Annotated in this window: 16 protein-coding genes and 2 tRNA genes; 3 read left to right on the forward strand and 15 right to left on the reverse strand. The window is 59.7% G+C overall.

What is annotated here, in order from left to right:
* Positions 1 to 125: 125 nt before the first annotated feature.
* The 6 genes from ACR0J4_RS17355 to ACR0J4_RS17380 all read right to left on the reverse strand — a co-directional run bounded on the left by ACR0J4_RS17355 (position 126) and on the right by ACR0J4_RS17380 (position 3,252).
* Positions 126 to 200: transfer RNA gene (locus ACR0J4_RS17355), tRNA-Phe, on the reverse strand.
* A gap of 79 nt (positions 201 to 279) precedes the next feature.
* On the reverse strand, positions 280 to 462 hold the full coding sequence (locus ACR0J4_RS17360; protein ID WP_170550489.1) for a DNA gyrase inhibitor YacG: 183 nt from the start codon (positions 460 to 462) through the stop codon (positions 280 to 282).
* Positions 459 to 1,481 (reverse strand): ribonuclease E/G, encoded by a 1,023-nt coding sequence (locus ACR0J4_RS17365; RefSeq protein ID WP_170747390.1) that lies wholly within the window; start codon positions 1,479 to 1,481, stop codon positions 459 to 461. The genes ACR0J4_RS17360 and ACR0J4_RS17365 overlap by 4 nt, the downstream gene beginning before the upstream one ends.
* Positions 1,478 to 2,056 carry a Maf family protein gene (locus ACR0J4_RS17370; protein ID WP_170643483.1) on the reverse strand — a complete coding sequence of 193 codons (579 nt, stop codon included), beginning with the start codon at positions 2,054 to 2,056 and terminating at the stop codon, positions 1,478 to 1,480. Before ACR0J4_RS17370 ends, ACR0J4_RS17365 begins: the two co-directional genes overlap by 4 nt.
* Before the next feature lie 11 nt (positions 2,057 to 2,067).
* Positions 2,068 to 2,286 (reverse strand): translation initiation factor IF-1, encoded by a 219-nt coding sequence (gene infA, locus ACR0J4_RS17375; RefSeq protein ID WP_005978431.1) that lies wholly within the window; start codon positions 2,284 to 2,286, stop codon positions 2,068 to 2,070.
* Positions 2,287 to 2,376: 90 nt separating this feature from the next.
* A complete protein-coding gene (locus ACR0J4_RS17380; RefSeq protein ID WP_170643484.1) occupies positions 2,377 to 3,252 on the reverse strand; it encodes a carbon-nitrogen hydrolase family protein in 876 nt (291 codons plus the stop codon).
* A 146-nt stretch (positions 3,253 to 3,398) separates the two neighbouring features.
* Between ACR0J4_RS17380 and ACR0J4_RS17385 the strand changes: the two genes are divergently transcribed.
* Positions 3,399 to 3,614 (forward strand): hypothetical protein, encoded by a 216-nt coding sequence (locus ACR0J4_RS17385; protein ID WP_170462965.1) that lies wholly within the window; start codon positions 3,399 to 3,401, stop codon positions 3,612 to 3,614.
* 97 nt (positions 3,615 to 3,711) lie between these two features.
* Here ACR0J4_RS17385 and ACR0J4_RS17390 read toward each other — a convergent pair whose 3' ends face one another.
* The 9 genes from ACR0J4_RS17390 to ACR0J4_RS17430 all read right to left on the reverse strand — a co-directional run bounded on the left by ACR0J4_RS17390 (position 3,712) and on the right by ACR0J4_RS17430 (position 9,515).
* Positions 3,712 to 4,311 (reverse strand): GNAT family N-acetyltransferase, encoded by a 600-nt coding sequence (locus tag ACR0J4_RS17390; protein ID WP_170643485.1) that lies wholly within the window; start codon positions 4,309 to 4,311, stop codon positions 3,712 to 3,714.
* Positions 4,304 to 4,702 (reverse strand): ketosteroid isomerase-related protein, encoded by a 399-nt coding sequence (locus tag ACR0J4_RS17395; RefSeq protein ID WP_170643486.1) that lies wholly within the window; start codon positions 4,700 to 4,702, stop codon positions 4,304 to 4,306. Before ACR0J4_RS17395 ends, ACR0J4_RS17390 begins: the two co-directional genes overlap by 8 nt.
* A 3-nt stretch (positions 4,703 to 4,705) precedes the next feature.
* Positions 4,706 to 5,158, reverse strand: coding sequence for an arsenate-mycothiol transferase ArsC (locus tag ACR0J4_RS17400; RefSeq protein ID WP_170462968.1), 453 nt, complete (start codon positions 5,156 to 5,158; stop codon positions 4,706 to 4,708).
* A gap of 3 nt (positions 5,159 to 5,161) precedes the next feature.
* Positions 5,162 to 5,641 carry a UPF0262 family protein gene (locus tag ACR0J4_RS17405; protein ID WP_170379879.1) on the reverse strand — a complete coding sequence of 160 codons (480 nt, stop codon included), beginning with the start codon at positions 5,639 to 5,641 and terminating at the stop codon, positions 5,162 to 5,164.
* A gap of 98 nt (positions 5,642 to 5,739) precedes the next feature.
* Positions 5,740 to 7,041: a histidinol dehydrogenase gene (hisD, locus tag ACR0J4_RS17410; protein WP_170643487.1), complete on the reverse strand. Its 1,302-nt coding sequence runs from the start codon at positions 7,039 to 7,041 to the stop codon at positions 5,740 to 5,742.
* Between the two features lie 53 nt (positions 7,042 to 7,094).
* On the reverse strand, positions 7,095 to 7,550 hold the full coding sequence (locus ACR0J4_RS17415; RefSeq protein WP_480668753.1) for a GNAT family N-acetyltransferase: 456 nt from the start codon (positions 7,548 to 7,550) through the stop codon (positions 7,095 to 7,097).
* Positions 7,551 to 7,611: 61 nt separating this feature from the next.
* A complete protein-coding gene (locus tag ACR0J4_RS17420) occupies positions 7,612 to 8,088 on the reverse strand; it encodes a DUF2948 family protein (RefSeq protein ID WP_170470878.1) in 477 nt (158 codons plus the stop codon).
* On the reverse strand, positions 8,085 to 9,353 hold the full coding sequence (gene murA, locus ACR0J4_RS17425) for a UDP-N-acetylglucosamine 1-carboxyvinyltransferase (protein WP_170643488.1): 1,269 nt from the start codon (positions 9,351 to 9,353) through the stop codon (positions 8,085 to 8,087). Before murA ends, ACR0J4_RS17420 begins: the two co-directional genes overlap by 4 nt.
* A gap of 6 nt (positions 9,354 to 9,359) precedes the next feature.
* Entirely contained in the window at positions 9,360 to 9,515 is a 156-nt protein-coding gene (locus ACR0J4_RS17430; protein WP_170550458.1) for a hypothetical protein, read from the reverse strand.
* An 83-nt stretch (positions 9,516 to 9,598) separates the two neighbouring features.
* Between ACR0J4_RS17430 and ACR0J4_RS17435 the strand changes: the two genes are divergently transcribed.
* A tRNA-Thr gene (locus ACR0J4_RS17435) sits at positions 9,599 to 9,673 on the forward strand.
* Positions 9,674 to 10,021: 348 nt separating this feature from the next.
* Positions 10,022 to 10,489, forward strand: a complete 468-nt coding sequence (locus ACR0J4_RS17440; RefSeq protein WP_170550455.1) for a hypothetical protein — start codon at positions 10,022 to 10,024, stop codon at positions 10,487 to 10,489.
* The last annotated feature ends 53 nt before the right edge of the window (positions 10,490 to 10,542 follow it).

The raw sequence follows: 10,542 nt of genomic DNA on the forward strand, positions 1-10,542 counted from the left end.
CGGAAATACCCCCAGATCGTCTGACTGCCCCCGGAATCACCTGAACGACGCTGGACTCAGAATGTAGCAAAATCATGGCATTACCGAAAATATCGGACAGTGCTGGATGCTGCTGAAAGTATAAATGGTGCCCGGGGGCGGAATCGAACCACCGACACGAGGATTTTCAATCCACTGCTCTACCCCTGAGCTACCCGGGCACGGGAATGGCAATTGCCATTGGGTGGAGGCCTTCTATGACTTGCACCAAGCAGTGTCCAGAGGCTTTTTGACATTTTTTCAGTGTGGACGGCGGGGGATGTCTTCGGGTTCGGAAATCGTGTCCTCGATGTCCTCTTCGCGCTGCGAGGGCACGGCGTAGGATCCGTTCAGCCACTTCGCCAGATCCAGATCCGCACAGCGTTTGGAACAGAACGGGCGGTATTTGGAAACCGTCTTTTCCTGACAGATCGGGCAAGTCATCCGAGCACCTCACTTAGAGGGATACGCCCTCGTTTGCGTTGCAACTCGAAATGGCCCAGTGGTGTCCAGCCTGCGAGCGTCGTTTCGATCCCGTCCGTCTTGAACGCGGCGCGTAGGGCTTGCTCCAGACCGCGACGGTCTTTCTTGGGCATCGGGGCCATGTCGATCGTGATTTGCCCGCCCAAACCACGAACCCTCAGGGCGCGAGGAAGGGTCTTGGCGCAGGCGAAATTGGCCTTTGTGCCAGCGGCGAGCGAAGTGTCGGCTCCGGTATTCACATCCACCGCAATAAGCGCGCGGGTGGGTTCGATGTATAGATGCCCTCCACCCGGCAAAGGCTCGGCAATTCCGCGGGCAATGTCCAGCGCGTCCAGAACGCCGTGATGTTCGAACCCACCGGCCTCGGTCACGACATCCGCTGGGTCAGTCCAATCTCGCCAGGCCAGGATATGTGGGCCGTCACCCTCGGCCAGGGTTTCAGGCTCGGTACCCGGATCGTTCAGGACCTGTTCGGCCTGTGTCAGCATGGCGCCGATATCTTCGGCGATGTCATCCGCATCCGCACCAACACAGCATGACCGCAGAATCAGGCCATAGGCGCTGTCACCCATGACCTCGTGGGCGATTTCCAGCAGGCGGTCGCGCTCATCCTCATCCTTGATGCTGCGCGAGATGTTCAGGCCCGGAGCTTCGGGTGTGACAATCGCATAGCGGCTTTTAAACAGAACGCGGTCGGTGACCGGAACGGCTTTGCCGGGTTCGGCAAAACCTGTCACCTGCACCAGCAGAAGCGCTCCGGGCGCGAGGCCCTTGACCTGACGCAGAAAGGCTGGCCCGTCCGGAGTGGTGAGGAACATGCCGCCTTGGCCTTTGACCGGGCGATCTGCGCGCGCGCGGTAGATCGTACCGGGGGGTGGCGCGTCTCCGGCGATCAGAAAATCGTCGAGCTTGCCGTCGACCATAAACGCGGCTGCTTCGCGGCCCTCGATATGGTCCAAAACGATTGTGCGGCCTTTCATTGCGCCTCTCTGTACAATGGGTAGCCGATTGCCTGCAAAAGTGCGGCGGTCTCGGACAGGGGCAGGCCCACGATGCCGGTGAACGATCCGGAAATCCAGGGAATGAACGCCCCGGCCGGGCCTTGGATGGCATAACCACCCGCCTTGCCTTGCCAGTCATCTGTCGAAAGATAGGCGTTCACCTCGACATCCGACAAGCGTTTCATCTTGACCTGAGAGACCACGTCACGCTGCAACACACGGTCTCCGCAGCGCACCGCGACCGATGTCACGACCCGGTGCCGACGTCCGGACAGAGCATGCAGAAACTCGGCCGCTTCGCCTGCGTTTTCGGGTTTGCCCAGAATGCGGCGCCCCAGCGCCACCGTGGTGTCCGCGCACAGGACAATATCTGCACTATCCGCCTGAACTGCCTGCGCTTTTTCGCGCGCAATACGGCTGCAATAGGGAACCGGAAGCTCACCCTTCAAAGGCGTTTCGTCAATGTCAGGAGGGCGCACGGCATCGGGCTGCACGCCAAGCTGCGCCAGCAGGTCCAGCCGCCTTGGGCTGCCCGATCCGAGGATAAACGCCATGAGGTAGGGCGTTACTTGAAGCGGTAGTTGATCCGACCCTTGGTCAGATCGTAAGGGGTCATCTCGACCTGAACTTTGTCGCCGGCCAGAACACGGATGCGGTTCTTGCGCATCTTGCCTGCCGTATGTGCGATGATCTCATGGCCGTTTTCCAGCTCGACCCGAAACGTCGCATTAGGCAGGAGTTCCTTCACGACACCGGGAAATTCGAGCGTATCTTCCTTGGCCATGTTGTCTCCATCATTACGTTGCACTCGCAGAATCTGCGAGGATGTGCGCTTAAATGAGCCTATTTTTCCCTTATTTCAAGGGCGGAATCATTAAAGCGCGGAGAATGTGACAGATTCGACTCGGGGGGATTGCTCGTCCCAGTGGGTTCGATTCAGGACATGCCCTTCGGCGCGGACATCGGCGATAGCGCTCAGGTCGATATCGGCATAGGTCCAGCCCGGTTGGTTCAACACCCCTTCGGCCAGAACGCCGGTTTGTGGAAAGCCCTTGTCAGGCGGGCCAAAAATGCCGCCTGTGCCGGTGTTCATATCCACGGCCTCGGACCATTCATTGTTCCCCACCAAGGACGCCATGACCGTAACGCATTGATTTTCCAAGGCACGCGACATCGCCCCGATGCGCACGCGCCAATACCCCGCTAACGCTTCGGTACAGGAGGGGACAAGGATCAGATCCGCATCGCTCAGGGCGCGGCCTAGCAGGGGGAATTCGCTGTCATAGCAGATCAGTACGCCGATCTTGCCCAATGCCGTGTCGAACAGTTTAAGAGGGCCGCCGGGGGCGATGTCCCATTGTTCGCGCTCGAACCGGGTCATGATCTGCTTGTCCTGATGGTCCTGACGGCCATCTGGCGCATAAAGTTCCGCCCGGTTCACCGGACGCCCTGCACCTGTTGCGACTGGGGCCGAAGCCCCTAGGATGTACGTCTTGTATTCCTTCGCCAAGCGCTGGTGCAGGTTCTGCACATCTTCTATCCGGTCCGAGACCGCCTGAATCGACCGCTCCAGATCAACCGCCACGTCGGCCCCGTCCAGTGTCGAAAGTTCCATTGCGCCGTATTCGGGAAAGACCAGCAACTCGGCCCCGTTCCCGGCGGCCTGCGCCACCCAGGCGTTCAGCTTGTCCTCGTATTGCGCCCAACTGTCGAGCCAATCGAGGTCATAGGCGGAGGTGGCGACTCTCATGAATCTGTCCTTCGATACTGATTTGCCGGGACACTAAGTGACGATTGCTGGGCATGTACAGGCCCAACCTTTCAGTCGGACAAAACGACGACAAAGTGAATTGGAGGTCTAAGGCCCATGTGGTTTAATCGCACCCGGAGGGCACCATGCAAAAACCTGAAAGCTTCGAGAAGTTCTATTTCGCCAAGGTCGGCATGGGTGAGGCCTGCGGCTGCGCGGAACGTGTCATTGACGTCTATGAGTTCAATCGCAAAGGCGGCGCCCAGAGCAAAGACAGCGTGGTCCCGAAAAAGCGCAAGACCAGGTCACTCCGCGGCTGGGCCGTGAAATACGGTCTAATCAGTCGAAGGCGTCAAGGTTGAGAACTTTGCCTCGCTGGTCTTACAGGACTTTCTCAGAACGTGGCTGCAGTTTAAGCCTGCGTTGATTGGGTATGGCACCGGAGACTGCCGGCAAGGCTCATGCTGACAAATCCCGGATCCAAAACTGCAATGGCTTGAGTGTCTCGCCCTCGTCCCCGACATCTTTCCACGAGAATTGAGCGATGGCTCCGGGTAATGGTTCGTAGCCGCGGGATCTCCAGAACGTATCAAGTGGGTGATAGGATTCGGGCCGCATTGGGTGATCTGCCGGGCGTTGGACGCTGCAGAAGGCGCATTTGGTGAAACCCTGCGCGCGGGCGTGGGCTTCGCGCTGATCGAAGAATTTGTGACCGACGCCTTGACCTCGGTAGTCGGACAGAAGGACGGATTCGGCACAGTAGAAAATCTGTGACAGGTCCAGGCTTGTACTTTTAAACGCGGCGGCAAAATCGTCGGCGTGGTCGGTCAACGGCGCGCCCGTCGACGCTCCGATCAGGTGGTCATTGTCGAAGGCGCCGACAACGATGGCCTTGTCGCTGTCGCGATAGGATTGCAGGTAGCTGCGCTCGTATTCCAGATCGCCATCATAGAGGTAAGGCCAGGCCCGAAACACCTCGATCCGCAGTCGCGCGACGTCGTCCAGAGCGGCCTCGAGGGCTGCACCGATCAGGGGGCGGACGGATGTAACCTCAGCCATTCGAGACCTGTTTGGTCCAGTCTGCAAGGTTATAGAAGGTGGTGACGCGGGTGATCTTGCCGTCATGCAGGTCAAAGAACGAGCCTGCAGGCAGGCGGTAGGTCTGTCCATGCGCCTCGGGCAGGCCCTCATCGGTTTCCAGATAGGTGCCGTTGACGATGAACTCGGCCCCAGCGCGGGTGCCACCTTGGGCATCGAACACCACGATATCGGTCAGGTTCTCTTTGTAGCAGCGGTTCATATGAGCGCAGAAAGCTGCGAATTTCTCTTTGCCGACGCGGATCTGGCCTTCGTTCACATGATGGGCCACGTCATCGGACAGACAGGCCAGCATGCCATCGACATCACCGGCGTTGAAGGCGTCGAAATAGGTCTTCACGGTCTGGTTCATGGGTCACTCCGTTGGTTCGCCCCAGCGGTCTTTCAGATGCTTGATGATCTGATCGCGGGTCTGTCGGTAGTGATGTAGCTTTGATTCCCGTGTCTCGCCCATCCCGGTAGGGTCCATTATTGGCCAATAATCGACATCGAGGTGGAAAATCCGGGTCAACTCCAGCGCTTTGCGCTGACTGGCCGGGGACAAAGCGACGATCAGATCGAACGAGCTGAGATCGTCACCCCATTCCTGCATCTCGTCAAAGGATCGGGTGCGGTGGCGGGACAGCTCAACGCCCATTTCCTGACAGACTGCGATGCAGAAGCCGTCAATATCCAGATCGTTGCGGACGCCGGCGGACTGCACATAGGTGCCGGTGCCGTAGAACTTTTTCATGATGCCTTCGGCCATCGGAGACCGAACCGAGTTGTGGTCGCAACAGAACAGAATGGACTGCGGCAGAGGCGTCACCCGTTAGCCTCCGAAATGTAGCACGCAGATCAGCGTGAACAGGCGTCGGGCGGTGTCGGTGTCTACGTCGGCCTTGCCTTCCAGCCGTTCCTGCAGAACCCGGCTGCCTTCGTTGTGAATACCGCGCCGGGCCATGTCGATGGTTTCGATCTGGCTGGGCGGCAGAGATTTGACCGCGTCGAAATAGCTTTGGCAGATCTGGAAATAGTCCTTCACCACCTGTCGGAACGGCCCGAGGGACAGGTGGAATTCAGCTGCCTTCTGGCTGTCTTCGGTGCTGATATCAAAGACCAGTCGTTTGTCGCGGATCGAAAGCTGCAGGTGATAGGGGCCGTCGGGAATGGCGCGATCATCCCGCTGAGGCAGGTCAAAGCTGTTCTCCTCAAGCAGATCATAGATGGCGACCTTGCGCTCCTGCTCGATCTCAGGGGTCGGCGGGGGCAGGTTCCGGTCATCCAGTTCGATATGCGAGATACGGGTCATTTTAACAGTCACATCCTTCACGTCTGCTCAGACCTATAACAATGAATTTCAATGGGCAACGCACAGAAACGCCACAAGCTGGCGATCTTTGCGTCCCATCAGCCGTTCAGCCGGTTCAGACGTGCGGTGACGGACAAACCATGCGCTTCGAGGCTTTCCGACTGCGCCAATGTCTCAGCCGCAGGGCCGATCGCGCGCAGCGCTTCGGGGGTCATCTGGCTGAGGGTGGTACGCTTGAGGAAATCCATCACGCTGAGGCCGGATGAGAACCGCGCCGACCGTGCCGTGGGAAGCACATGGTTGGGGCCGCCGACATAGTCTCCGATGGCTTCCGGAGTGTACTGTCCAAGGAAAATCGCGCCTGCGTGGATGGTCTTGGCGCTCAGCGCGACCGGGTCGGCCACGCATAGTTCCAAGTGTTCCGGTGCGATGCGGTTCGACAGCGCGGCGGCCTCATCCAGATCGCGCACGGTGATGATCGCGCCAAAGTCCCGCCAGCTGGCGCCGGCGATGGCGCGGCGCTGTAGGGTATCAAGTCGTTTTTCGACGGCCAGCGCCACGGCTTGACCAAATCCGGCATCATCCGTGATCAGGATCGACTGCGCGCTTTCATCATGTTCGGCCTGGCTAAGCAGGTCCAGCGCGATCCAGTCGGGCTCATTGTCCTTGTCGGCGATCACGAGAATCTCCGAAGGACCCGCGATCATGTCGATCCCGACCTTGCCGAACACCCGGCGTTTTGCGGCAGCGACAAAGGCATTGCCCGGGCCGGTGATCTTGTCGACCGGAGCGATGGTTTCGGTGCCATAGGCCAGCGCGGCGACGGCTTGCGCGCCGCCGATACGGTAGATCTCATCCACACCGGACAGTTGCGCGGCCAGCAGGACCAGCGGGTTTGCCTGCCCGTCGGGCGTAGGCACGACGATGGCCAACCGCTCAACCCCTGCCACCTTGGCCGGAATCGCGTTCATCAAAACGGATGAGGGGTAGGAGGCCAAACCGCCAGGCACGTAGAGACCCGCCGCCGAGACGGCCGACCAGCGCCAGCCGAGCGTCGCCCCGGTCTCATCGGTCCACTGGTGGTCTTCGGGCATCTGCTTTTCGTGATAGGCGCGGATGCGCTCTGCCGCCAGTTCCAGCGCGGCGCCGTCTTCGGGGGTCACCTGTTCGACGGCTTCGGCAATTTCGTCAGCCGAAAAGGCCAGTGTCTCGGGCGTCAGTTCCAGCCGGTCGAATTTTGCGGTCAGCTCGATCACCGCCGCATCGCCACGGCTGCGGACATCGTCGATGATCCCGGCCACCACGGCATCCACATCCGGGCTGTCTTCGCGCTTGGCCGATAGCAGCGTTTGAAAGGCAGCCTCAAAATCGGGCGAGGTGGTGTCGTGGAAAACGGGCATGATCTGGCACTCCGGAGCGTTTCACGGGGACATATCGCCCGTAAGGGTTGGTCTCAACCCTTCTCGGCCAGGTGCAGCGATTTGCGCAGGGGGAATTGGGTCATCCCGTGCCACTCTTCCACATCGCCCGCCCAAACCCAGCCATATCTGAGGTAGAAAGCCCGTGCTGTGTGGGTTGCATCCAGATAGGCCTGCGCACAGCCCTGATCCGCTAGCTCCTGCTCCAGCCGGGCCAAAAGGGCCCGCCCGATACCACGCCGCACATGGCCGGGATCGACATAGAGCAGTGAGATCATCGAACCGTGGCGCAGCCCGCCGACGGCCACGATCTGCCCGGCTAGCTCAGCCACCCAGATATCCGAGCCGCTTTGTATCCACCCGCGAACGGACTGCGGGTCTTTGTTGGCGGTCCACAACGCCACAAGTTCGGGGTCTTTGTGGTGATCCGCCGCGCAGAGATGGGTGATCGAGCGGATCAACACCTGGCTGATCTGGAACACATCGAACACGGTCGCACGGCGCAGCTCCAGACCCGAGGCGGGTCCGGAGAAGGCCTGCGATATGCCGCGTTTATTCTGGATGATGCGGTGCCTGGCCCGAGGGAGCCTGATAGGGGCGCGTCACGTCTTTCAGGGTGGCTTCAATTGCCTCGACCGTCAGGCGGATCGCGCCGTCGCCCGCAAGGGTCAACAGGATCTGTCCCGCGCCGTCCTCGCCCGCCTCGAAATCGACCGAGAGCAGCGACATCACCATATCCGTGTCGCGGCGGTCGATACCCTGACTGGCGACCGACAACACCGAGTCGAACACCAGAACCGACTGCACGCGCTCAAATGGGCGGTCGCGGCGCGTGGCGGCATCCTTGTCCTCCCACCTAAAGCGGTTCAGCAACAGCCCGAAACGGCGCTGCGAGGGTTGCCACTTCATCTCGGTCACTGGGAACACCGCATCCTGCGCAAGCGATGAGATCACCTGCAGGTCATCGCCGTCTTCGGCGCCCAGATTCAGCGGCGCTTCGCGGCCGTCTTCAAAACTTGCGTCTGTCATTCGCCTTTGATCCGTTCGATTTTGGCACCTACGCCTTCCAGTTTGCGCACCACATGCTCATATCCGCGGTCCAGATGATAGACCCGGCTGACCGTAGTCTCCCCTTCTGCCGCAAGACCCGCCAGAATCAACGAGACCGAAGCCCGCAGATCTGTGGCCATAACCGGCGCGCCTTTCAGCTGCTCAACCCCGGTGACCGTGGCCGTCCCGCCATGCACCTCGATCTGCGCACCCATGCGGGTCAGTTCCGGCGCGTGCATGAAGCGATTTTCGAAAATGCGCTCCTCCAGAACCGAGGTCCCTTCGGCCGTACACATTAGCGCCATCATCTGCGCCTGCAGGTCGGTCGGAAAGCCCGGGAACGGTTCGGTGACCACGTCCACGGCCTGCACGCGGCCATTCTTGCGCGCAACTTTCAGGCCCTTTTCGGTTTCCGAAACGCTGACGCCTGCGGCTTCGAGTTTTTCCACGAAGGAACTGACCAGCGACATGCGCCCGCCCAGCAGTTCTACCTCGCCACCGCAGATCGCAGGGGCCAGCATATAGGTGCCCAGCTCAATCCGGTCCGTCACCACCTGATGGGTGGCACCGTGCAGGCGGTCGACGCCCTGAATTTCGATCGTCGATGTCCCTTCACCCGATATCTGAGCGCCCATCTTGCGCAAACACTCCACCAGATCGACAATCTCGGGCTCGCGCGCAGCGTTCTTCAGGACAGTGGTGCCTTTGGCCAAGGTTGCAGCCATGACGATGTTCTCGGTCGCCCCGACCGAGGCAAAGCGCATCTCATGCACCGCGCCTTTCAGCCCGCCCGGGGCCTTGGCGTGCAGATACCCGTCTTTCAGTTCGATCTCGGCGCCCAGAGCCTCGAGCCCTTCGACATGCAAATCCATCGGTCGCGCGCCAATGGCGCAGCCACCCGGCAGCGACACGACCGCCTGCCCGAAACGCGCCAGCAACGGCCCCAGCACCAGATTTGAGGCCCGCATCTTGCGCACGATGTCATAATCCGCCGTCTGGCTGGTCAGATCATGGCTGGACATCGCGATCACCTGACCGTCCTGCAGCGCGGACACCTCGGCCCCCAGCGATTGCAGCAGCGCTGTCATGGTCTTGATATCGCTGAGGCGTGGCGCATTGGTCAGCGTCAGCGGTTCTTCGCTGAGTAGCGTCGCAGGCATCAGCGTCAGGCACGCGTTCTTGGCCCCCGCAATCGGTATCTGACCGTTCAGCGGCCCGTTGCCCGTCACCAGAATCGAATCCATCTGCTCTTATCCTTCGTCCTTGTCGGCTTTGTCATCCGAGGCCGCCCGCGCCTTGGCCTGCGCCTTGCGCCGAGCCATGTTGGCCTTGAGTGCTGCTTTCAGCCGCTCTTCCCGCGTATCACCGGATTTGCCGTGTTTTTTAGGTGTATCTTTGTCTGCCATGGTCTTTCTCTACAGGAGGCGAAAAAAACCGTCCAGACACCCTTGCGCCGCGTTTCGTTTGAGTCTAATCACCCGCCCACGATGCTGCTGTAGCTCAGAGGTAGAGCACTCCCTTGGTAAGGGAGAGGTCGAGAGTTCAATTCTCTCCAGCAGCACCATCTAATCACTCGTGTTTTATGGCTCCCCTTATATTTTAGGGTGTGACGCCGCCGTGTCTGGTACATGGAGGTGGTACATTGAAGCGAGTGAATATAGTGCCGAACCCTGTCTTACGAGATAACGGGACCTATTACCTGTGGGTTGCGGCTCCTGCAGACGTCGCGAAAAAAGCACAGGAGACGTTCTTGACTATCCCCATCGGTGACACCACAACGCGAGCCAAGATCAACACTAACGCCAAAGCGTATCTGAGGACGAAAGAACTGACGGAAGCGCGGAAGCGGTTCCCAGCAGCATTGGCCGCAGTTGAAGCCCACTGAGACAGCTTGAGGAGAGGGCCAATTGAGTTGAGCCACAAACAGGCACTGGCACTTGCTGGCGAGGTGCGGGCAGCGTTCGTGGCGGTCTTCGGCGAAAACCCCGGTGAACCCCAGATGTGGCAGGACGTTTCGAAGCGGAAAGCGTTGGTTCAGAAAGGGCTGGTCAACGAGTTGGAGGTGGAAATCGACGACCCACTGAAGACACAAGCAACACTCGAGGCGAGGTTCGGAGGGCTTGTTGATGCGGCTCTCGGCAAGCGCCACCTGAGCATCACTTCAGCTTCGCGCATGAAATTACTGGGCCACTTGTCAACTGCAATGAACGAAGCGTCAGCGGTCAATGAGGCAAAGGCGTTAGGCGATTACTCAGACATCGGCCAGACCGACAAATACCCTGAATACGTTGAGCCGAAGGCACAGGAAAGAGAAAATGAAAATGGCGATACCAGCAAAACCCTAGGGTCAGGACCCATTGATTTCCGCTTTGCTGCGTGATTCACGGTTCGAAAATCGAGCGGTGACCATGTCTGATCTTTTCTTGCTGACGG

This window comes from Ruegeria sp. B10, from assembly GCF_056539825.1.